The following is a 21,425-nucleotide window of genomic DNA, read 5'->3' on the forward strand; positions in this document are numbered from 1 at the left end:
GGGGAAACCATGAATATCAGCATTCTGCAGATCTTTACGGTCGCCCTCGGCGCGGTGACGGCGGGACTGCTCGTCTGGGGCGCGCCGGTGCGCTGGCCGGCGCCGCTGTTGCGCGCCACCGAACGCGACATCGCGCTCGCCAGCGAGGCGGCCCAGGTCTTCGGGCGCGATGCCGTTCCGCCCTATACGATGATCCTCGCCTACGGCATCACGGCAATCCTCGTCTTCGTGGTGGTCTCGCTGATCTTCGGGCCGATCGCCGGCATAGTCATCGCCATCCCGGTCGCCTTCTTCTTGCCCAAGGCGATCATCCGCTACTTCCTGCAGCGCCGCTGGCTGCAGATCGAATCGCAGCTTCCCTATGCCGTCGACCAGATCGTCTCGGCAGTGCGCACCGGCAAGCCGCTTGCCATCGCCGTCAATGCGGTGGCCGATACCGGCCAGATGCCGGCCTCACGCGAGTTCGAGCGCATCGCCCGCGAACAGAAGCTCGGCATCGGCTTGGTCGAGGCGCTCGACCGCCACGGCCGCAACGTGCCGAGCCTGCACTTCAAGATGGTCGATGCGGCCCTCGGCCTCTTTGCCCGCCAGGGCGGCGACATTTCCGAGCCGCTGACGGAAATGTCGAAATCCTTCAAGGAGATCTGGAAGCTCGACCAGAAGATTACCACCTCGTCGTCGCAGGCGCGCATGAATTTCCGCGTCGTCAACGGCGGCGCGCTGTTCATGATCCTGATGATCTTTTTCGGCCAGCCGGAACTGATCGACAAGGTGTTCGGCAACGCCATCGGCATCGTCATCGCGATCGTCGGCGCCATTCTCTACGCCACCGGCTTCTTCTGGATGCGCTCGATGATGAAGGTGTCGGTATGATGTCTCAAATACCCCTCGCCCCGATCGCCGTCGTCTTTGCCGGCATCACCGCCGCCCTCTTCGTCTGGTGGATTGGCGATCTGCTCGGCAGCATCCAGGTGGTGCGCCGGTCCGCGGGCGGCGATGGCCCGCCGCCGAATATCGTCGACAGCATCGGTATGCGCACGCCTGTCGAATTCGTGCTGACCCATTTCGAGCCGCTGCTGGCCGATTACGGCGCCCAGCTCGAGCAGAAGCTGATCTATGGCGGCCGGCCCTTCGGCGGCGTGACGGGGCGGGAATATATCGCCCTTCTCGTCGTCCTCAGCCTGTTCGGCTTCATCCTGCTCGGCGTGCTGTTCGGCATCGCCAGCGGCAGCGTGATCGGCGGGCTGGTCGCCGGGCTGATCCTCGGCCTGATTCCCGCGATCTATTTCTGGGTCGTCGCCGACGACAAGATGCAGGACCGCAAGGAGCGCATCTCGCGCGAATTTCCCTATTTCCTCGATCTCGTCGTCATGACGCAGCAGGCGCAGGCGACGCTGCCGGAAAGCCTGAGGCTTTATGCCGAGGCCGCACCCGGCACCGTCATGAGCGAGGAGATCGAACAGACGCTGAAGGACGTCGCGCTCGGCACCGGCATGGTCGAGGCGCTGCAGCGGCTGGAGCGTCGCATGACCGCCGAGGAGGTCGTGCGCGTCATTCGCGCCGTGATTCAGGGCGAAGTCGAGGGCAGCAACCGCGTCGAGCTGCTGCGCGAACATGCGCGCGACCTGCGCTTCCGCCGCTGGGAAAAGGCCGACAGGGCCAGTGAAAAGCTGAAAGCCAAGATCGTCATGCCGGCGATGATGATCGTCGTGTCGATCCTTCTTCTGGTGCTGGCGCCGGCAATCGTCGAGATGATGTCGAGTGGGATGTTCTGATCATGGCCTTTTCCTTTTTTCGCGGAAACAAACCAAGCCTGCTGCAGACCGGGCCCGGCGGCCAGAGCCGCAGCCATGTGCTCGACCGGCCGGAAATGTCGATCGGTCGAGCTTCCAACGCCGATATCGTCGTCGACGATCCGTTCCTGGCGCCGATCCATGCGCGCATCGAGCGCCAGAGCGACGGCGGCTTCATCATTCGCCGCATGGGTCTGAACCCGATCATGCTGCGCGGCGAAGCGCTGCTGCAGACGGCCTCGCTGAAAGCTGGCGACAGCTTCCGTCTCGGCAAGGACGTCGAATTCCAGTTCGTCGTCAAAGCCGCCGCCAAGGAGGCGCCGAAGAAGGAGGCCTCCAAGGCCGGTGACGACAAGCCGAAGAAATCGCTGCTCAAGCAGCCGGCCTTCCTCGCCGGCATGGGGGTCGCCTATCTCGCCATCGTCGGCATCATCGGCTACGTCATCCTGTCCGACAGCGGCAGCGCGGACGGCGGCCCGACGGCGGAACGCATCAACGCGGAAGCCGCCCGCATCCCGACATGCATCAAGAATGCCCGGCGCATGCGCCAGGTTTCCGAGCAAAGCTTCAACGGCGCCGTCGGCGGCCGCGTCGGCAGGGATGGCGACGCAACCTATGCCGCCCTTTCGCTGAGCGCCGAACCATCCGACGATGCGGCGCTGGCAAAGGCCGCCGAACCGATCGTCGAGGCTTACAAGCGCACGGCGCTCGCCGCTCTCGCCTCGGAAACCCGCGGCAACAATACGCTGGCGCAGAGCCTCTACCAGCAGACCTACGATCTCGTGCCCGACGTCAACTGCTCGGCTGCACGTTTCGCGCTGCAGCGCCGCGCCGCCACGAAGCCGCCGGCACGGCGGTGATTTCCGGTTCTGCGCCGTCGCCGACATCTGGAGGGCCACGTGCAGAGCAGAAGCCCGACTATCAGAAACCAAACGCTGACGGTGGTGTCATCCAGACGACGCGCTACAACTTCTGTCTGAGCGCGCGAGCTAGAGTATGACAATGACAACGTCTGCCAATACGGAATCCCCACTATTTAATTCGAATATCGGTCGCGCGCCTAATTTTCAGAAACAACCGCAAAAGATGAGAAATTATTCCCGCCAACATGATCGTTCCCAAGATTGTTTCTAAGTAAATTCTTGAAAAAACACGATCTATCCTTCCTAGGCCCCACTCCATGACAAAGCATTTTCCGATAGTGCAGCGATTAGGCCCAGGAAACCGCCATAGAAACACATTGAAAATGATGAAAGAAGCGGACAAAATCACGAAAGGCCTCGAGAAGACCGGAGGACTAGCTGAAGACTGTGCTTCAGATGCGCCAAACAATCGCGACGATGTGCTGGCGTTCAGTATAAAAAGGAAGCATGCACTTGAGATTATTTGACTGCTTATCAGCAGCGCAGTTAAATTATAATCCGATAGAAAAAACTGACACGATATTGCAGTCAGCCCGCTTGGGAACAGTAAGCCAGCTAAAAACGCCTCACCGCCAGCCCCTCTTTTCTTTGCTATACTGATAATGCAAACGTATGCAGCCCACGCAGTCGCCACAATTGGAATGGGGCCAATCACCCACGGCAAGCTTAGAAAAAGCATAAATCCCTCAATGCTTGTGCAGTCGCGGAATTACTCAAGCGTGACGTGCAATTTTCATCTTTTGGTTTACCGATGTTTGGGTGGCATGGAGATGTCAATGTCGGCGGGAGATATATTTTAAGTAATCTCGTCGATTTTTCAATAAGGCCTCATGTTTCTGTGGGGTATTTGCGAATTCCTTATAATATTAAATTTTAATCATATTAAATATATAGACGTTACTTCATGGAAGATACCTGCCAAAGAAGTTGGCAGTCAGCGTGTGTTCAATGTCTGGCAGGCTTCGGCCCGATGCCGTCAGCCAAAGCGTTCCACCAGGAAATCGATCACCGTGCGCAGCGTCGCCGTCGGCCGCCGGTTCGGGGTATAGATGAGGGACATCAGGACGGGCTTGTAGGACCATTCCGGCAGCACCTGCTCGAGCCGGCCTTCCGTGATGTCGGCGGTGAGCAGCAGTTCCGGCTGAAGGACAATTCCCGCGCCGCTGAGCGCTGCCATGCGCAGCGCCGTCCCCTGGTTGGTCGAGAATTTTCCGGAAATCAACACATCGCGCATTTCTCCTCTCGGTCCGACGAGGTGCCAGCGATCCTGCATGCGCCAATAGGAGTGGCCGAGGCAGAGATGGCTCGCCAGATCCTCCGGCGAGGTAGCGAGGATCCGCCGGTAGGGCGTGAGCGGGCGGGCGACCAGGCTGCTGCCCGATAGCGGACCGATATGGATGCCGAGCTCGAAACCCTCGCCGACGAGGTCATGGACATTGTTGTCTAGCGACAGCTCGATGCTGACGTCGGGATAGGCGTTCTGGTAATCGATCAGCGTCGGCACCACGTCTTGCCGCCGCCTCCCCGCCCGCCATCCTACGGCCAACTGATTTCGCCGATTTTTCCTTTGGTGCTTCCGAGCAATGGCGGAGTTCGGTCGAAGTGCTCCATCGCAGGATCCTTCTTCCGCAGAGTGCTCGTCCGACAGACCATGGCAGGATTTCCCGCGCGCCGGGTGGCGATGTCAAGGACTTGCCGGAATGCGGGCGATGACCTTTATCTCGAAGTCGAAGCCGGCGAGCCAGTTTACCCCGAGCGCCGTCCAATTCGGATAGGGTGGCTTGCTGAAAATCTCCTGCTTGACCGCCATGATCGTCCCGAACTGGTTTTCGGGGTCGGTGTGGAAGGAGGTGACGTCAACGATATCATCCAGCGTGCAGCCGGCGGCGCTCAGCGTCGCCTTGAGGTTTTCAAAGGCCAGCCGCACCTGGCGTTCGAAATCGGGTTCGGGCGTTCCGTCGGAGCGGCTGCCGACCTGTCCGGATACAAACAGCAGATCGCCGGACCGGATGGCGGCGGAATAGCCGTGCTCCTCGTAAAGAGCGTGCCTTTCGGCAGGAAAGATTGCTTCGCGTTGGGTCATTCTGATCTCTCTTGATGTTGGCAAAGACCGGTGAGCGCGGGGAATGCTTCACAAGCGTGCTCGATTTGATATACGGTACGTATGTGAAGTAACTGACATACGCATCGTATGTCAAGTTAATATACGCTTCGTATGTGAATTGAGGGGTCGAATGGCGAAAACACGCAATGAAACGATGCAGGAAAACCGCGCCAAGCTGATCGCGGCGGCGCGAAAGGCTTTCGCCGAAAAGGGCTACGCTGCAGCGTCGATGGACGAGCTGACGGCTGACGCCGGCCTGACACGCGGCGCGCTTTACCACAACTTCGGAGACAAGCGCGGGCTGCTGGCGGCGGTCGTCGATCAGATCGACACGGAGATGGCGGCGCGCGCTCAACAGATCGGGTCTCGGGCGGGTGACGACTGGCAGGGCCTACTCGCCGAGGGCGCGGCCTATATCGAGATGGCGCTCAATCCGGAAGTCCAGCGCATCGTTCTGCTCGACGGACCAGCGGTGCTGGGTGATCCCTCGCAATGGCCCAGCCAGAACAATTGTCTACAGGTGACCAAGAGCACGGTGGAGCGCCTGACCGCACAAGGCATCCTCAAGCCGCTCGACGCCGAGGCGGCTGCCCGATTGCTGAGCGGCGCGGCTCTCAATGCCGCCCTCTGGATCGCCGCCAGCGACGACCCGCAGAGCGTGCTGCCGAAGGCGGTCGAGGCCTTTCATGCCTTGGCGGCAGGTCTGCTTTTGGAGCGTTCGTGATCGTCGTGAGAGGTTCTCTCGCCAAACAGAAAGCCCATGGCGTAGCGGACGCAACTTATCGAGCGCGACGAGTCCGTGTGGCCATCGTTTTGTCAACGAGACGAGCGGTCAGATAAGCGAAACACAGGACCACGCTGAGAAACACTGAGAATGCGAGAGGGCCATTCAATCCCATCGACGCCGCAACCGGCTTGAAAACGCCGATCGCCCCGCGGTGCAAGATGTAGACAGGATAGGAAATATAGCCAATCCACGTCGCCAACGCCTCGGCTTTTGCGGGCATCTCCAGAAAGAGGCCGAGCATCACGATGAGCGGGGCCAAGGCCATCGCGAACATCAAGTCGTAGTAAGGCCGCAACACGACAGGAACCGGCGCCGCAATGCAAATCATCAGAAGAAGGCACGGCACAATGGCGACCCAACCCTTCCTCCAGGCGGGCATGCCGCCGAAGAGGCGGCTTATCACCACCCCTGCCGTAAACGAAAACATCACCCTTGGCAGTCCACCGACCGCTGAGGGCCACTCCCAGCCGATATTCAACATGCCGTATTTAAGACCGACAAAACCCAAAAACGCAGCCGAGACCAATGCAACGCCGCAGAGCGCGCGGACGGAGAGCCGAAAAAGCCACAGGGCGAAGACGATATTCACCAACAGCTCCCAGAACATCGACCATGCCGGACCGTTGATCGGAAACATTCCTTGCATCGGATTCGCTTGAAGGAAATACATCGGGCTCGGCAGAAAGAACGTGTTCGCAGTCGTCGACACCAGCAGGTCGAGGACGCTTTGATTTCTCAGCCCCCAGTTTGTTAGCAGAATGATCTGGACGAGGCCGACCACAATTCCGATGAAATAGAGCGGATAAAGGCGCTTGATGCGGGCCGCCATAAACGACTGGAACAGCAGACCGCGCGAGAGCCGTTTTCCATAAATATCCGCGATAATAAATCCGCTGAGAACGAAGAAAAAATCGACTGCCAGATAGGCCGAAGGCGCATAGCTCTCCCGGAAATGTGTAGCGACAACACAGATAGCGGCAAATCCGCGCATGGCATCGAGCGTGTAGTAACGGCTGCGCTCGGCAATCGAGACTCCTACGTCGTCCATCGCCGATGGCGAATAACCGCGGTCGAGGCTAGTCATCTTATGGATTATCCTATTGCGCGTTGCGTCTGAGAGGCGTTCGGATGCGGTGGATGAGAACGTCACCAAAGCGACGTTCTGATAATTTCAGATGACGGCTTGAGCACCAGATCAATCGCGACACAGGTCTATGCGGGTATGGCCTGGAAATCATGCAGGGTTGGCAACCGCACCCCTGTTACTCTTGCGCTGCCGTGCCTGCTTTATACTGCCGATCAAGACATTTAAACGAGCTCTGCACAGAACGAATATCAGACCGCAGTAAGCCATGCCGCCTGCCAGGATTTCCACGGCCAAGCGTGGATACGGGGACCAATGAATGAGCAATTCATGGAGGAGGAAAATGACTGCAACCATTCCTGCAGAGGCCATGGTAGGCCGCAGGAATTGCGCCAGATATGCCGGGATACTCAGCTCTATATGCTGCGAAACCTTCCAGCTGGTGATCGGCCAAAACAACAGAACTTCGATCATGATGGCGAAAACGATTGTCGTGACGCCGTAGGGATAGAGAATTGCGATCGTCAGGAGTGTGAGGAGGTTTCGTGCCAGCTGGTAGTAAAACCACCAATCCATCTCTCCTTGGCTCTTGATCAAGGATGCCTGCACGTAGCCGATCCCGGCCATCAATCCTATGACGCAGTAGAACCGAACCGGCCAAACGGCCGCGATCCAATGTGCACCGAAAATTGTCGTGATCGCATCATCGGCGACGGCAGCAAGGCCTATGAAGACGGGGTAGGAAACCAGAGCGCAGCCAAACGTCGCCATGAGAAATGCTTCTCGCACTTTCTTCGGATCGGCCCGCAATGAAGAAAGCAAGACGTGCGTGACGGATGTTAAGCCCCCGGCGATGACGTTGTTGATCATATCGAACAAACGCTTGGAAAAATTATAGATCCCGAGCGCTGATGGGCTCAAGAGCACCCCGATGAGCAGGTTGTCCAAGCTCATTGTCTGTAAAAACCGAGTGCCGGATGCAAAAAACCCATAGTGAAGGAGCTCGTTGAGGCTTGCTCTTTTCAGGTGAAACCCGGGCCGCCACCCGGCGCCCCAGAAAGCGGCGCCGCATGATGCCGCTGTGGCCGCGATCTGCGCAATCGCAAGCCCCCACAAGCCGAAACCCGCGAGAACCAAAACAAGGCAAATGCAGGCAGAAGTGATCGTCGCAATCACAGTGCGGACGGCTACCAGATGAAACGACATCTTCCGATTGACAATTGCATTCGGAACGACGGCCGTGAAGTCGAAGAAAACCTTCAATCCCATGATGTAAATCAGGGGTGTGATTTGCTCATGCCCCACATAGGCCGCGATTGGCGAAGCGGCGATGCACAAAGCACCATAGATCAAAAATGAAAAAGCGAGCGAAAGCAGGAATATCGTATCCAGATGGCTGCGCCTGATTTCGGCTTTTTGGATGATCGCTTCGCCAAATGCCGTCGGTCCAAAGCTGCCGGCAAACGACACGATGCTGAAGGCCAGCGCAACAAGGCCGAAATCCTGAGGCTGGAGAACGCGAGACGTCACCACAAAGACTGCGAAAGTCAGGACTGTCGGAATAAGCGTGCTCAGCGCCGACCAGAAAGCACCCGTAACGGCTGCGGCGGATCGGTTCTCACTGACATGGCTGAACAGAATATCGTCGTCTCGTAAAACCGACAAAGTGAACTCCTACCGGGAATCAGACTATGGAGGGTTGAGGTATTAGATCTGGGGCCGGAACAGCGGGACTTGGATGCATGGGTTTACTCGACTTGTACCAAGTTCCTCCCAGCTCATACGGCAGGCGAGACATTGCTGCCAAAAGCTCACCGGCATTTGTCGCCTTCTCCACCAGAGGGCTATCGCCAGTCTGGCTACCGATGACGTCGTGCAGATTGCTTCCGTCCCTCGCAACCGCGATATGCGGCTTATTCAGCAAAAGACAGAGAATATGACCGTGCAGATGGTTGGTGATGATCCGTTGTGCGCCGGAGAGGATCTTCACGCCGTAATCGACATATCGAGCCGCGACATCCTGACGATGCTGGGCGATCATCTCTGTGCGGCTAAAGCCATGCCGCAACGCCGACTTGACGACGCTCGACTTGCGCATGCGCGACAAACTGTTCGGACCGTTGATCCAATTGGTAAGAGGTCCGTCAACGATCGCTCGCGCTTTCGCTATATCGACCTCGTCCTCTCCGAGAGGCTGCATGACATATAATACCCGGAGAGGATCGGCTTCGAACGGTTTCAGCGCTCCCATGCCGAATGCCGTGTCCGGGCCGGCCTCGACATCACAATCGAAGTTGGCTTTCGCCAGCTCGAAACTCTGACGATCGCGCGTCATCCAAAAAAAATTGCGATGCCTTCCGATCGTACGTTTCGCATATTCCTTGAGGGACTCGTTTGCGAAATGGATCGTTTGCGGCATCTGGATGATTGTTCGATCCGGATATTTCCACATCAAACGGTAGCGAACATCATCCCTGCCCGCCTGCGCGTCGCCAAGGTCGGCTCCACCGCAAATGAATATTGGAGCGTCGCCTGGTGTTGTTTTTATCTCATCTATACTTTGCGCTGCGCTGCCCGTCAGCACCGGGAGGCGCCCCGTTACTTCGCGCAATACTATCGCCAATCCAAGCCAACTCGCGTGATGGCCAGGATCTTTATTTGATGGAAAGTTTATTAAAACGTAAGGCTGTCCCCGGCTTACAAATTTCCTTACTATTTCAATCAACTTTTCTTTTTGTCGTCGTATTACAACTTCGCCGAGGTGATGCATATACTCAACTTGTATTTTCAAAACTCAAACAGCAATTACAACCGCGATTCTGAAGAGTCAATTGGAGGATGAATTACTTTTAGGTCATAGTTAAGTGGGCAAATTGTCTCACGTCTTGGCCACCAGCGATCACGAGGTTCGAGCGTCGAGCCTGGGCTTGGCAAATGCCCGTGACGCGGGCGAGCGGCTCCTGAGGAATGGTCGTGGATGACGAAGTGTTGATCAGACGGGACCGTCGAAGATGGAGATCAGGGAGAGCGGCGCGGCTCTCAACGCTGCCCTCTGGGTCGCCGCCAGCGAAAACCCGCAGAGCGTGCTACCGAAGGCGGTCGAGGCGGCGGGAGGTTTGCTTTTGGAGCGTTTGTGATCTGCTAGAGGGGTTGGTTCCGGCTGGGGCGAAATGACACTCCAAGCAACCTCCGCAGATGTGCGTCCCTTGCTGTCATTGACAATAGCGTCGAGTTCGCAACTCCGGAATTTGGCACGATGTAGGGTTCTATCAAAGTGGGGGATTGCAGTCATCGGGGCTGTATGATTAGGCAATCGACGAAGAAGATCAGGAGTTTTCGAGGCAGCGCCTGGTGAACCCGGCGATGGCTCGACCATCAACAGTACCGCGCATTTCCGTTCCTGTTTCTGCGATATCTATTCTTACGACAGCAGGGGGTGCGGGCAAAAAGGCCTGGGATAGCAGGCCAGCCTCTTCAACTGATAACGGCGGCGTTAATACGACGTCGTTTTCGTCATCGCGACGCCACGTCGTCTGCCCAAAGAGCATGTGTGGAGCGCTTTTGATGGCCTGGACCGTTCGTATGTTTTCAGCGAGAATGATGATGTGCGTTCGCTCCTGGGAGCGAGTCCCATTGCGTGCAAATTCCTCCTCGATAGGCAGGCGCGTATTCAACGCGAGCCTGATTTGCGGTCCTTCTGAACACGTAATCCAGAGCTCGCTGGCCGGTCGCTCGCCGCGCGCTATCGTCAGGCTGTCGACCGCGACGATGCCGGGAAGCGGCGGCAATATCTGGCGCCGGTCAAGTTCGGCGAATGCGGTCGTTACAAACGCGGAAACGCCGATAGAATGAGGCCAATTGATTGTGAGAAGTGCCAGGATGACGACAAAGGTTTTGCTTTGGATGCCGTCCCGGACTGCTCGGCAGATCGCGAGCCCTGACATTGGCGTCAATCGCACCCAATCATCTCCCTACATGACACGGAAATGGTGCCTGTCCCTTGTATTCCATCTCCGATCAGCTTTGGCGGTGGATACGAAGGGTCCACACCGTGCTTAAGGTAGGCTTGCATCCAAAGGACGCTGCTTCTGAATGGGTCTGGGTTGAGCTTCTCCGGATAGTAATGGGGCAACTCGAACTCGTAGTAGGTCGGGCGGCAATCGGGCTTGTTCCGAGCTTTGCCATCTGGGCCGATTGGGCACCAGGCATTCTTCGAAACATCAGGCACCCAGGTGACACCTCGGCTGAAGCAAGAAATGGCTTCAAACCCAGGTTCGACCAGCATGCGCCCGTCAGGTCCTTGTAGCCCCCAAGCACCGTCATTCGGTACGATCGAAACACCGCTCTTGCACTGGGTATTCTTGGAAGGAACAAGCGGTTCACTAATCCTCAATGGGAAAGGTTTCTCCTCCGGGACATCAACAAGCCTCCCGTCAGCAGTGATGCCGAACCATTTGCCATCGAGTTGCACTTTAAGCGGCTTTCCTTGGAGGTCGCGTTCGACCCTTTGGAAGAACTTACCTCCAAGAAGATCGCCGCCAGTATCCAGGAATCCTTCCTCGCCATTCAGTCTCACCACCGAATAGCCCTGATCCCAATATGACAGCCAGTCGTAGGCGAGGGGAATTACCAGCTTTCCCTGCGGATCGACGGCACCCCAATGTCCACGGCGTGTTTCAGCGTCTTCAACCTTGATCGAAACAACAGCACGACCGTCGTGAAGTGATTGAACTGAGTCGAACGCCGGTTCGACCTTCCACTCTCCCTTATTGTTCATTAGGCCAAATCGCGGCTGCTTTGCACCTAGATCGCGGGCCCAAACGTAATTTGGACGGCCACGTTCGAAGGGTTTAAATTCGTAAGTGTATGCGGTTAGCCAACCCTTGCTCAGGCTGTAGAGACCCATAGGACCATAATCGGCATACAGTAGATCGAAGGGCTCCAACTCTTCCATTTCAGGAGGTCGCTTAGTCCGATACTGACCCTTCCGCACGATGAGAACATCGCCCATGATCGGCGTCGAACGACCGAATTGTGGTTCCAGCACCACCTTCCCACTTTCTGAGACGACGCCCGTGTGCTGACCGACGAGTATTTCCGCAAATCCCTCGTGGAAGGGCCCGGCAAGATCGAAGCGCGGCTCGATAACAATCTTGCCTGCCGTATTGACGTAGCCGAAGAGCCCATTCATGCGCACGGCGGCCAGGCCCTCTGAGAACAGCATAGTCCGCTCGAATGCCTTCGGGATCAGCTCTTTGCCACTCTGTCGATCCGAATAACCACACAAGTCGAATATGCCGCCGCACGACGGAACCATCGCCTTGCCACTCGCTACAACGTCGTCGGTGCCGAATCCATGGGACGGCATGGAAGAGAGCGAAATGACCAGCAGCGGGACTCGGAACCATTCCCGCGACCAAATTCTGTTCGCCAAAAAGCGTGGCATGCGCGTCTCCAGTGAGGAACATTCATGTCGACCACAAGAAACAGGACAAGTTATGATTGCGGTAGGATTTTCGATAAAATTGCACCGGTAAATTGGAGCCGCCGATGGATGAGCCGTTGTGCAACTGTCTGGGTGTGCATCAGCTCGTATGACGGCTGGTTACCCTGACATAATAGCCGTCAGGATCGACAAGGCGAAAGTCACGCGACCCCCAAGGTTGTAGAGCAAGATCGGAGACCGGCCAGCCGCTCTCGTTTGCCGCGCGATAGGCACCCTCGACGTCAGCGACCTTCAACACGATCTCGACGCCGAGGCCAACTCTCTCGCCAGTTTTGACCCGTAACGGATGATCGGTCGAAAGGACGTTGCGCGAATTGATCGCGATCACTGCGTCACCGTTTTTCAATATCGTGTATTCGGCGCTTGCCGAACCTTGGACTTCAAAACTCAGGACACGCTGATAGAAATCCAACGATTTCTCAGGCGTTTCGACAAATAGCTCCAAACTCAGTTCCAACTGGTGCCTCCCTTTCTTTTCTCCCGGAATGGCGCAAGCCTCAGAGTGATCGTTCGAAAAGAAGCTCATTGTCCTTTTCGGCGGCGTGTTCCCAACCAGCCGCTCGATAGAATTTTTCGGCTCGGGTGTTTGGATCGGTGGTGAGCCAGGCGCGTTCGATGCCCGCAGATTTGAGGCAGGCGCAGGCTTCGGCCAGCAGAATGGAGCCAATTCCCTTTTTTTCAAATCCGGGCGCCACAAAAAGCGCCCAAATGCTTCCGTTGCGTGGGTCGGCAGCAGAAAAGCCGACGACATCGCCGTTCTCTTCCCAAACGGCCACTCCCGGATTGGCTACATACCAATCGTAATCATCATCGGTAACCTTTGTGGGGTCGCTCAAAATGTTTTCGCCGACTGACGAACGGACAGCTTTCAGCGCCAAGAGGTCACTCGGAACCGCATTTCGGAGCATGCAATGATCTCTCGATATATTGCGAAAGCTTGTACAATGCCTCTTTGCGGCCATCGGTTCAATGACCGCTCTCAGTACAAAGCGGACGCGATCTGCTGACTGCTCTCGGCCCGAAGCGGTCATTAGGCGTCGCAGAAATTTAAATTTACCGCGACACCTCATGGATGAGCAGATGCCGAATAGGCTCCCGATTCACGAATTCTGCTTCTACATGTTTTAGAACATGGCGCTGCCCTGCGAACGGCACCATTTCCATAGCCTCGGCGAATGATACCCACTGAAATTCGCTGTGCTCGTCGTTGAGAAAAACTGGCTGCTCTGTATCCACAATGCCGACGAAGACGGGCAGCATATTGATGGCGTTGCGATCAGCCTCATAGAATTGCTCGCATATATCTGCGGAATAGAGAAAGTCGCAGATCAGGCCCGTCTCTTCACGGACCTCTCGTAGCGCAGTTTCCCAAGCCTTCTCGCCGTCCTCCATGCCGCCTGCTACCTGGCACCACTCACCAATCAACGTGTGGTTTCTGCGTAAAAGCAGCACCTCATGTCGAGCAGTTCTTTTGCGGATGACGACGACCGATACAGCAAAACAACGGATTGGGATTTCGATCATGAGCCTCTCCGCCAAAGTGATCCGCTGGATTTGTCAGTCGGCAGAATAGGAAATTCCGCAACGTGCACAACGTCCGCTATTGGTGCATTCCAGCCGAGGTCGATCTTCCGCTATCGGCCCGAAGCGGACGTTCGAAGTCCTCTGATCTTTCGGGGCCGAGAAGCGGTTGATGCCTGTCAGCCATCCCCGCATGTTCTCTTATCGCATCGTGGGCTTCCGTCATCGCGCGTCACTATTCGGCGCACCCTCTTCGAGGCGGCATCATCTGCTGGCGACAAGCACCCCTGCCCCGACCATCAAAGCTCCAGCGCCACGGTTGAGGATGCCGATCTTTTTTCGGATCGGCCAGTGCCGTTTTCGCTTTAGAGCCGATGAGCACATGTCCTCCGACCACGACCACCTCTATCAGGGCTATGACCGCCAGCAGTTCCACGGTGTCGGGGATGGTCAGTGGCCGGATGCCCAAGACGCCCGGCAGTAGCGCCAGATAGAAAATCGGCATTTTGGGATTGGAGATATTGAGAAGAAAACCCGTAATGAACAGGCGGATCAGGCCGCCCCTCATCACACGAGGTTTTATGTTCGGCTTCGAACGCCACATCGTGACCCCTGTGTAAATCAGGTAGATAGCGCCGACATATTGGATCAAACGTAGATTTTCGTTCATGTATTGAGCAATGGCGTTGAAACCGATGGCCGCGAAGATGACGAACAGGAAGATGCTGCAAACGACGCCGACCCCATAGGCGACGCCGTGCGCCGGGCCGCTGGACACGGTCTTCGACAGGATCGTCAGGTTGTCAGGGCCAGGGCTTGCTGCGAATACGAAGAAAGCCAAGCTAAACGTCAGAACTGTTTGTAGGTCCATCATGCGCTCCTTTGCTCCGTTAACTCGTCGAACTTGCAATATCCGCCTTGAAAGTACTCCGCTCCTATCTACTTGTAGCGCTCAGCGGGCGCATTATTACGTGTAAAAAATTCTAGAATCAACACTTATGGTTGCGCATAAATTCGTCAGGAGGTGTGCTGAAATTAGGCAGTACGTCTGATTTATTTGCTGCTCCTGCGATCAATTGGCGGCGGGGCAAGTATGAAGCACAGGAAGCATTGACACTCCGGTGCAACGCCCGACCGACCAGAGGCGCTCTCCAATCGAAACTGTCCCAAATTAACCCATAATTTAGCATTCGCTTGCATGCGCGGACTTCGATGCTACCGTCGACGCCATCGTGGGGGATCGCGTATGACAATTGAAGAGCTGATCGATTTACAGGAAGCAGGCTCGAGGGCGCGGGTGCTCGGACTGAAGGCTCACGAGAACCCATACCTCGCGGCCCATAGGATGCCGACCGGTGATAGCGCTGCTCTGGGGGATTGGCTTGCGCGTCACGACGCGTGGAAGTTCGGTTGGGAAGCGGAGGACGCCAGCCGTGAAGGTAGAATTGTGACTCACTTCAAGGAGCTGATCTCGATTGCCAAACGAGGTGCGCTCGATGCGTGACGTTGTTAATTTTGGCTACAATGCCTGAGTTAAACGCCAAGCGTCGTGTTCGGGCGCTGGTGAAACAATGCGACATCACCCTCGAAGCAGCCCGCGATCCGTTGTTTCTCAGCAGGAAACATAGACGGCCAGCGGCTGTCATAAATTGAGTTTTTGCTGGTTACAGCCATCGTTGCTCCTTGAAGCAAACCTTACCCTTTTGTGACATAGTTCACCAATCGACCCGGGACCGCTATTTCCTTCACAACGGTCCTGCCGGCAAGCAAAGTCACCACCTCAGGCTCTGATCGAGCTGCCGCCAGCAAACCCTCCCCCAGGATAGGCCGCCGCTCGGAAACGGTGACGAACCTTGCCGTTGATCTGCACCACGTACTCGCGCATCTCCTCCTCCGCCAATTCAGGATCGAAACTTGGCCATGGAACGAAAGCCAGTGTCTCTTCATGACCAAGTTTGCTCCACAACTCCTCGGCAATGTGAGGAGCGAACGGGGACGGTCGAGCGAATACTTTCAGGTTGTGCCTCTTGCAAAATCCGGCCGCTCTTCATTCGCGGCATGCATATCAGGCAAGAAACGGCCAACAAGGAGCAACAAGCGTTCACAGTCAACTTCACCTCATCAGACTGGCGTCGCCTTGGCGATTCCGGCCGCGGTTTGCCGGAGGTGGTCAAATAGCGGCATGCCCTGGGAATGCCAAAGGACGCGTCAAGCAATCACGGACGTTGCCAATACCAAAAGTTGTACTATTGTCTGTCCCGCACGAGAAAACCTGATGGTGGTTATGCCGGTAGTAACTCGACATCTCATTGATCGGGGTGACGGAGCCACGGTCGAGCTCTTTCAAGCTCAGGTCGCAAGCGAAACGCCCGCAGGCGCAATCCTGTTTGTCCACGGCAACCAGGGTGGCCGTCTGCTTGGAGGGATAGAGGCGGTCGATAGCGGCGCGTTGCTTCGGTTCTGTTCTGGTTTGAATATCACTGCGGCGGCAGTCTCGCAGCCCGGTTTTGGGGCGTCAGATGGGCCTCCAGATTTCTGCGGTCCCAAAACTCAGCAGGCGATCATTGCGGCTCTCGGCTTCCTGAGGGAACAGCCTTCCGTCGACCCTAGCCGAATGGTCCTCTATGGAAACAGTCGTGGCGCCGTTGCATCGGCAATGGTTGCCACCCAGATTTCTGATCTGCGGGGAGTCATTCTCTCGGGCGGCGTCTACGATCTTGAAGTCGCTTATCACGCGAGTTCAGACGGTTTGCGGTGGGCTATCGAGAAGGAGGCGGGCCTGTCGAGAGAGGTCTTTCTGGCTCGCTCTGCGCTGCATTACGCGCCCGAAGTTCGGTCGGAGACGCTGTTGCTGCATGGAAAGCATGACAACCGTGCGCCGGTTGCCCATGCTGAACTGTTCTCAAAAGCTCTATCCAATGCAGGCGTCCCGGTGACGCTTCACATGTTTGAGTGTGGGCATCAAATTCCAAGGAGCCACGTGCAGGAAGCTCTCCGCCCCTTCCTGAAAAGGATGTACCATCCCATCGTGACCTATCACTAAGGCGGCACGTAGCTTCGGCTTCAGATTGCCGACAGGAAGGTTGCAACATCCGAGCGGCTGGACAGCCTTACCTTTTGCAACGGATGCTCCTCGAAAAAACATTGATGTGCGTCGAAGGAATTCATGTGGTTCTTCCGAAGACGGTAACCACGCGTGTATTCCAGCAATTCCTCGAACTGTTCCACGGTCCCGCCGCCGGTTTGGCCTCGTTGCAGAAGGTTTGAAATACACTCATCGTCAGAGACGTCGAGCCAAATCAGAGTTGTCACACGCGTCATCACCTGCCTGAGGATCGAACCGTAAATACCCTCCATCACCCAAGAGCTGTTGCCCGCAGCCTGGGTCACCAGTCGGTCGCGCTCATCACGCGGACGCTCTCCGGCAAAATTCGGTAGCCAATGAAGATCGTCGAGATGAACTGCTGGGATTTGCAATTTATGGGCTAGTTGCCCGGCCAGCCAGGACTTGCCACTTCCGCCATTGCCTACGATGAATATTCTGTCCATCTCTTGTCCTGCTTCAATGAGGGTAGATTGCTGATGGGCTTCAAACGTGAAGCCGATCGGTGAACTTTATTGCATCGAATCCGAGTTGAGTAGTCTCAGCCCCGAAGCTTGCCTGACTGGAAGGCGAGAACGATCAGCACCGCTGATCGCCGGCAAGCGAACCTGACTGACGCATCATCGAGCCCGCGTCGCCGCCAAATTGCCGCCAGTTCGTTCAGTTCGAGAGATACTCGTGCAGGAATGCCTTCACTCTGATGAAGGACTGCTCAGCAGCAGGCGCGTTATATTCTTCCCGATGACCGAATGCCGTCTTTGCCACTGTGACGTCTGGAGCATCGAAGGCATGGTACGCACCTGGATAGATATCGAGTTCGATCGGCGGACCTTTGCCACTGATGTGAGAAACCCTCTGCCGACACCTTTCGGCTGGGCTCCAATCGTCCACGTCGCCAATGAGGATCAAAGTTGGCACCGTCGCATCGCCCTCGTGGGGAGCGCAAACCGGATAGTACCCGACTGCAGCCTCGAACTTCCGATCCATGAACTGTTCGTTGCCCTCGGTTTTCGTGGCTTCCAGCGTCGCGATGCCACCAGCGGAAAAGCCCATCAGCCCCACATGTCGGGCATCAACGAAGGTGTATGTTGATAGGAAATCGAGAGCCCCGTAGGCATCGAATACCCGGTCAGGAAGATAGCTCTCACAGGTGTTGTCGATGTTGCGGGTCGTGAAGCTGTCGACCACCAGCACGACATATCCCCATGAGGTCAACCGCTGCGGCCAGTAAGTCTTGACGTTCTCATGGATACCGCCACAACCGTGCATGACGACGATAGCCGGAAAGGGACCATCTCCCTGTGGTCGGCTTAGATATCCCAGCAAGTGCGTGACTTGGGCCTGCGGGAGACTGACACCTTGTTCCCTTGCCTTGCGTTCCAGGAATGGACTTGGCTTTACGACTGCGCTGTCGAATCGCACCAACTCGTCGGCGTGAGCCGAAGGGTCAGGCTGCACGATAGCGATGAGCAAAAGTCCGAAAACAAGCTTTGTGATTTGCATTGAGTTGCTCCGCTGGGAGACAGGCAGTTGATCAAACGCTATCCACAACCGATCATCATCTAGATGCGGAAACTTCGACGTCCATAGGCTTTAAAGCGGCGCGGCAAATAGTCGCCTTCAATGATTATCCCCAAGCGTAAGTCCGGAGCCGGGGACAGAGCTCAAGGCTAAACCTTACGAGCGACATCGGCCTTGGCCGAGCGTCGTCAGCCAAACCGTTCCACCAGGAAATCGATCACCGTCCGCAACATCGCTGTCGGCCGCCGGTTCGGCGCATAGACGAGGTGCATCGGGACGGGCTTGTAGGACCATTCCGGCAGTACCCGTTCAAGCCGTCCTTCAGTGATATCGGCGGCGAGCAGCAGTTCCGGCTGAAGCGCAATTCCCGCGCCGCTGAGTGCTGCCATGCGCAGCGCCGCTCCCTGGTTGGTCGAGAATTTTCCGGAGATCAACACATCGCGCAGTTCGCCGCCCGGCCCGACCAGGTGCCAGCGATCCTGCATGCGCCAATAGGAGTGGCCGAGGCAGAGGTGGTTCGCCAGAGCCTCCGGCGAGGCCGGCCGGCCATGGCGGGCAAGATAGTCCGGCGAGGCAGCGAGAATCCGCCGGTAGGGCGTGAGCGGGCGGGCGACCAGGCCGCTGTCGGCGAGCGGGCCGATGTGGATACCGAGCTCGAACCCCTCGCCGACGAGATCATGGACATTGTTGTCGAGCGACAGTTCGATGCTGACGTCGGGATAGGCGTTCTGGTAATCGATCAGCGCCGGCACCAGGACTTGCGTGCCGAAGCTGACCGGCGCCACCAACCGAAGCCGGCCGCGCGGCGCCGATTGCAGCTCGCTCGCCGAAGCCTCGGCCAGCGCCACTTCGGAAAGCGCGCGTTTGCAGCGCTCGTAATAGAGCTGGCCGACCTCTGTAAGCTGATGGCGCCGCGTGGTGCGATGGATCAGCTTCGCCCCGAGCCGGGTCTCGATCGTCTTGATGTGCTTGGCAACCATGGCAGGCGACACTTGCGCGATCTCCGCGGCCGCCGCGAAACTGCCATTGTCGATGACCCTGACGAACATCGCCATGCCGGCCAGCTTGTCCACGATTGCCTACCTGTTGGTTTCGAATGACGATACCAACAGCTTATTTATCAACCGACGAATTTACAACATGGTCGCCATGCCCGCGCCAAGACGACGGACATCACCAACCTGACCAAGGAAGAGACCATGCCCATTCTTCACCTGCAGATGCATCCCGGCCGCACCAACGATCAGAAACGCGCCTTCGCGCGCGAAGCAACCAAGGCCGCCGTCGAGACCCTCGCGTGCCCGCCGGAATCGCTGGAAATCCTGATAACGGAGATCGCCAAGGATTCCTGGGCGGTCGGCGGCAAGCTGAAATCCGAGGCCTGACAGACGACCCGCTATGCCGAAGGCTCGAGCTGCGGGCCGCCGCCATGGTATAGGACGGGGAGCCGGCCCTCGGCTCCCTGCTGAATGTGAAGGGCGGCCGGTGATTTTACTGGCCGCCGCCACTCCACCGCACGCAAGCCTTTGGACAGCCGACCTCACCGGGGAGTTTGCTTTTGGTCCATCTGAGCCATGGCGGAGTTCGGTCCTAAGCGGACCTTTCGGTGTCGAAGGCGAAGGCTGCTTGGCGTCCTCATATCAATCGTAGAGCCAAGCGGTGGCTTGAAAGCGGACAACGCATCGGAGTGGCGAGGCGGCATGTTTGCATCAAAAGCGGATTTTACGTTGAACGTGATTGCATCTTTGATGCCTGCGCCTGTTTTTGGCCCTGTGTCCAGCGGGTCACTCGTTCGCAAGCACTGTCTTTCCAGATGCAAATTGGCGATTATAGAAAATCCGAACCGACAGAACGACGCCGGCGATCAGGACGACAACCCCAGCGACTTCGATCGGAGTTGGCCAGCGGGCATGCACGACAAGTCCGCCGATCACGCCGAAGGCAGTCTCTGAGACGATCAATTGCGCGGCCAAGGCAACCGGCAGGCTGCGGGAGGCGATATTCCAGGCCCAGACGCCGCCTACGGTGGCCAGCAGCGCGAGAGTTGTGCCCCAGACATAGAGGTTGCCGGCAGCGCTCCAGCCGAATCCCAATATAGGAAGCCGGAAGAGGTCCATCGCGGCACCGATGGGATAGAAGGCCAGCATCAAGACGCCGCCGCCCACCAGTATCAGCGCCGACCACACGCCGGAGGGCATGTCCGGCCGTGCGGCGAGTGCCGCCTGATTGGAAAGCGCGAACCAGACCCAAAGGCCCACGGCAGCAAGCGCCAGCGGCACGCCAATCCACAATGATTGCACAGAGTCCAGTCCTTCGGCCGTGAATGCCGTGCCATTGACGAGAACAAGACCCACCAGCACCAGTGCCAGAGGCACCATGAGGGATCGCCAAGGCAATGATGCCTGACGCTGATTGCCAATGACCATCAATACGATTGGCACCAGCCCGAGAAAGGCCGGAGCGATGACTGGGCCGGCAAAGAGGGCCGCTCCGGTCACTGTCAGGAAGTAGCCGACATAGCCGACGAAGGCGAGCCAGATGGCTTGCAGGCAGTTTCGAAGCGTGAGGTGGCGCATGACACCCTTCTCGGAAAACAGAATGTAAAGCCCGACGAGTGCCGAGACGACGTGACGGATGAGGGCAAAATCAAAGGTGGAATAGTCACCGATGATGAAGGGCACGACGAAATTGAGCGAAAAGGCAAAGGCCGCAAAGAGAGCGGCCGACACGCCAACATAGAAAAGTCTGTCCATGATGCTCACCCCTTTTGACGTTGCGTCACCGAGCCCTGGTCTCCGCGACGCCGAGTATGCCGTTTGGCAGTCAAGCGAAATGCTTGATCGAATGGATAAAATTTACCGGCCACGCGCCCTGGTCGGTAGCCGGGGAAAATGAGAGCCAGCCTCTCGATACGCATCACCCGGATCATGAAACGGTGCAGAATCGCAGGGGCCGCGATGCGTGTGCAACGCTTCGAAGCGGTCATCGCTGCTTCATCGGGATGGGATTCACGCAGACGGCCGTGCCGCCTCTTCAGGAGAGCCGATTTCCCGCCGCAACTGCTCAGACCGGGCGAACTTCGG

At 57.2% G+C, this 21,425-nt stretch carries 23 protein-coding genes and 3 pseudogenes; 9 read left to right on the forward strand and 17 right to left on the reverse strand.

Going from position 1 to position 21,425, the window contains the following annotated elements:
• Positions 1 to 9 precede the first annotated feature (9 nt).
• From FHX10_RS10560 to FHX10_RS10575, 4 genes are all read left to right on the forward strand, one after another.
• Positions 10 to 873: a type II secretion system F family protein gene (locus FHX10_RS10560; protein WP_029868316.1), complete on the forward strand. Its 864-nt coding sequence runs from the start codon at positions 10 to 12 to the stop codon at positions 871 to 873.
• Positions 870 to 1,775 carry a type II secretion system F family protein gene (locus tag FHX10_RS10565; RefSeq protein ID WP_097542631.1) on the forward strand — a complete coding sequence of 302 codons (906 nt, stop codon included), beginning with the start codon at positions 870 to 872 and terminating at the stop codon, positions 1,773 to 1,775. Before FHX10_RS10560 ends, FHX10_RS10565 begins: the two co-directional genes overlap by 4 nt.
• A 2-nt stretch (positions 1,776 to 1,777) precedes the next feature.
• Entirely contained in the window at positions 1,778 to 2,653 is an 876-nt protein-coding gene (locus FHX10_RS10570) for an FHA domain-containing protein (RefSeq protein WP_097542630.1), read from the forward strand.
• Positions 2,654 to 2,973: 320 nt separating this feature from the next.
• Entirely contained in the window at positions 2,974 to 3,183 is a 210-nt protein-coding gene (locus FHX10_RS10575; RefSeq protein WP_143542270.1) for a hypothetical protein, read from the forward strand.
• A 509-nt stretch (positions 3,184 to 3,692) separates the two neighbouring features.
• Here FHX10_RS10575 and FHX10_RS10580 read toward each other — a convergent pair.
• Together FHX10_RS10580 and FHX10_RS10585 are read right to left on the reverse strand one after the other, a co-directional pair.
• A pseudogene (locus tag FHX10_RS10580) lies at positions 3,693 to 4,229 on the reverse strand (LysR substrate-binding domain-containing protein); the annotation flags it as partial.
• Positions 4,230 to 4,400: 171 nt separating this feature from the next.
• Positions 4,401 to 4,799: a RidA family protein gene (locus FHX10_RS10585; protein WP_097542629.1), complete on the reverse strand. Its 399-nt coding sequence runs from the start codon at positions 4,797 to 4,799 to the stop codon at positions 4,401 to 4,403.
• 151 nt (positions 4,800 to 4,950) lie between these two features.
• Between FHX10_RS10585 and FHX10_RS10590 the strand changes: the two genes are divergently transcribed.
• A complete protein-coding gene (locus FHX10_RS10590) occupies positions 4,951 to 5,544 on the forward strand; it encodes a TetR/AcrR family transcriptional regulator (RefSeq protein WP_029868311.1) in 594 nt (197 codons plus the stop codon).
• A gap of 55 nt (positions 5,545 to 5,599) precedes the next feature.
• On the opposite strand, the gene FHX10_RS10595 is transcribed toward FHX10_RS10590, so the two are convergent.
• The 3 genes from FHX10_RS10595 to FHX10_RS10605 form a co-directional block, all read right to left on the reverse strand.
• On the reverse strand, positions 5,600 to 6,691 hold the full coding sequence (locus tag FHX10_RS10595; protein ID WP_029868310.1) for an acyltransferase family protein: 1,092 nt from the start codon (positions 6,689 to 6,691) through the stop codon (positions 5,600 to 5,602).
• Positions 6,692 to 6,841: 150 nt separating this feature from the next.
• The gene (locus FHX10_RS10600) at positions 6,842 to 8,356 is read right to left on the reverse strand and encodes a lipopolysaccharide biosynthesis protein (RefSeq protein ID WP_097594692.1); all 1,515 of its coding nucleotides are present in this window, start codon (positions 8,354 to 8,356) and stop codon (positions 6,842 to 6,844) included.
• Positions 8,357 to 8,375: 19 nt separating this feature from the next.
• Positions 8,376 to 9,461, reverse strand: a complete 1,086-nt coding sequence (locus tag FHX10_RS10605; protein WP_097594691.1) for a polysaccharide pyruvyl transferase family protein — start codon at positions 9,459 to 9,461, stop codon at positions 8,376 to 8,378.
• Between the two features lie 256 nt (positions 9,462 to 9,717).
• Between FHX10_RS10605 and FHX10_RS35010 the strand changes: the two are divergent.
• A pseudogene (locus tag FHX10_RS35010) lies at positions 9,718 to 9,828 on the forward strand (TetR/AcrR family transcriptional regulator); the annotation flags it as partial.
• Positions 9,829 to 10,017: 189 nt separating this feature from the next.
• On the opposite strand, the gene FHX10_RS10610 reads toward FHX10_RS35010, so the two are convergent.
• The 6 genes from FHX10_RS10610 to FHX10_RS10635 all read right to left on the reverse strand — a co-directional run bounded on the left by FHX10_RS10610 (position 10,018) and on the right by FHX10_RS10635 (position 14,589).
• Complete coding sequence (locus tag FHX10_RS10610) at positions 10,018 to 10,635, reverse strand: hypothetical protein (RefSeq protein WP_210294389.1); 618 nt, start codon at positions 10,633 to 10,635, stop codon at positions 10,018 to 10,020.
• A 5-nt stretch (positions 10,636 to 10,640) separates the two neighbouring features.
• Complete coding sequence (locus tag FHX10_RS10615) at positions 10,641 to 12,137, reverse strand: WG repeat-containing protein (protein WP_097594689.1); 1,497 nt, start codon at positions 12,135 to 12,137, stop codon at positions 10,641 to 10,643.
• Between the two features lie 139 nt (positions 12,138 to 12,276).
• Positions 12,277 to 12,654: a VOC family protein gene (locus tag FHX10_RS10620; RefSeq protein ID WP_097594688.1), complete on the reverse strand. Its 378-nt coding sequence runs from the start codon at positions 12,652 to 12,654 to the stop codon at positions 12,277 to 12,279.
• 40 nt (positions 12,655 to 12,694) lie between these two features.
• Positions 12,695 to 13,075, reverse strand: a complete 381-nt coding sequence (locus FHX10_RS10625; RefSeq protein WP_246781219.1) for an N-acetyltransferase — start codon at positions 13,073 to 13,075, stop codon at positions 12,695 to 12,697.
• Between the two features lie 175 nt (positions 13,076 to 13,250).
• On the reverse strand, positions 13,251 to 13,721 hold the full coding sequence (locus FHX10_RS10630; protein ID WP_097596028.1) for an NUDIX hydrolase: 471 nt from the start codon (positions 13,719 to 13,721) through the stop codon (positions 13,251 to 13,253).
• Between the two features lie 232 nt (positions 13,722 to 13,953).
• The gene (locus tag FHX10_RS10635) at positions 13,954 to 14,589 is read right to left on the reverse strand and encodes a LysE family translocator (RefSeq protein WP_245435084.1); all 636 of its coding nucleotides are present in this window, start codon (positions 14,587 to 14,589) and stop codon (positions 13,954 to 13,956) included.
• 375 nt (positions 14,590 to 14,964) lie between these two features.
• On the opposite strand from FHX10_RS10635, the gene FHX10_RS10640 reads away from it, so the two are divergent.
• On the forward strand, positions 14,965 to 15,222 hold the full coding sequence (locus tag FHX10_RS10640; protein ID WP_028758724.1) for a CrpP-related protein: 258 nt from the start codon (positions 14,965 to 14,967) through the stop codon (positions 15,220 to 15,222).
• 29 nt (positions 15,223 to 15,251) lie between these two features.
• On the opposite strand, the gene FHX10_RS10645 is transcribed toward FHX10_RS10640, so the two are convergent.
• Positions 15,252 to 15,392: a GrpB family protein gene (locus FHX10_RS10645; RefSeq protein WP_141677034.1), complete on the reverse strand. Its 141-nt coding sequence runs from the start codon at positions 15,390 to 15,392 to the stop codon at positions 15,252 to 15,254.
• A gap of 21 nt (positions 15,393 to 15,413) precedes the next feature.
• Positions 15,414 to 15,714 (reverse strand): annotated as a pseudogene (locus tag FHX10_RS35570) (class I tRNA ligase family protein); the annotation flags it as partial.
• A 279-nt stretch (positions 15,715 to 15,993) separates the two neighbouring features.
• Between FHX10_RS35570 and FHX10_RS10655 the strand changes: the two are divergent.
• The gene (locus tag FHX10_RS10655; protein WP_097596029.1) at positions 15,994 to 16,761 is read left to right on the forward strand and encodes an alpha/beta hydrolase family protein; all 768 of its coding nucleotides are present in this window, start codon (positions 15,994 to 15,996) and stop codon (positions 16,759 to 16,761) included.
• A 20-nt stretch (positions 16,762 to 16,781) separates the two neighbouring features.
• Here the strand turns inward: FHX10_RS10655 and FHX10_RS10660 are convergent, their stop codons facing one another.
• The 3 genes from FHX10_RS10660 to FHX10_RS10670 form a co-directional block, all read right to left on the reverse strand.
• Positions 16,782 to 17,267: an AAA family ATPase gene (locus FHX10_RS10660; protein ID WP_097596030.1), complete on the reverse strand. Its 486-nt coding sequence runs from the start codon at positions 17,265 to 17,267 to the stop codon at positions 16,782 to 16,784.
• Positions 17,268 to 17,481: 214 nt separating this feature from the next.
• Positions 17,482 to 18,324, reverse strand: a complete 843-nt coding sequence (locus tag FHX10_RS10665) for a dienelactone hydrolase family protein (protein ID WP_047611885.1) — start codon at positions 18,322 to 18,324, stop codon at positions 17,482 to 17,484.
• 206 nt (positions 18,325 to 18,530) lie between these two features.
• Positions 18,531 to 19,415: a LysR family transcriptional regulator gene (locus FHX10_RS10670; RefSeq protein WP_047611887.1), complete on the reverse strand. Its 885-nt coding sequence runs from the start codon at positions 19,413 to 19,415 to the stop codon at positions 18,531 to 18,533.
• A gap of 42 nt (positions 19,416 to 19,457) precedes the next feature.
• On the opposite strand from FHX10_RS10670, the gene FHX10_RS10675 reads away from it, so the two are divergent.
• Entirely contained in the window at positions 19,458 to 19,727 is a 270-nt protein-coding gene (locus FHX10_RS10675; RefSeq protein WP_097596031.1) for a 4-oxalocrotonate tautomerase, read from the forward strand.
• A 399-nt stretch (positions 19,728 to 20,126) separates the two neighbouring features.
• Here FHX10_RS10675 and FHX10_RS10680 read toward each other — a convergent pair whose 3' ends face one another.
• Positions 20,127 to 21,095 carry a DMT family transporter gene (locus tag FHX10_RS10680; RefSeq protein WP_029868326.1) on the reverse strand — a complete coding sequence of 323 codons (969 nt, stop codon included), beginning with the start codon at positions 21,093 to 21,095 and terminating at the stop codon, positions 20,127 to 20,129.
• Between the last annotated feature and the right edge of the window lie 330 nt (positions 21,096 to 21,425).

Origin of the sequence: Rhizobium sp. BK591, from assembly GCF_014195045.1 — a bacterium.
GTDB classification, from domain to species: domain Bacteria; phylum Pseudomonadota; class Alphaproteobacteria; order Rhizobiales; family Rhizobiaceae; genus Rhizobium; species Rhizobium anhuiense.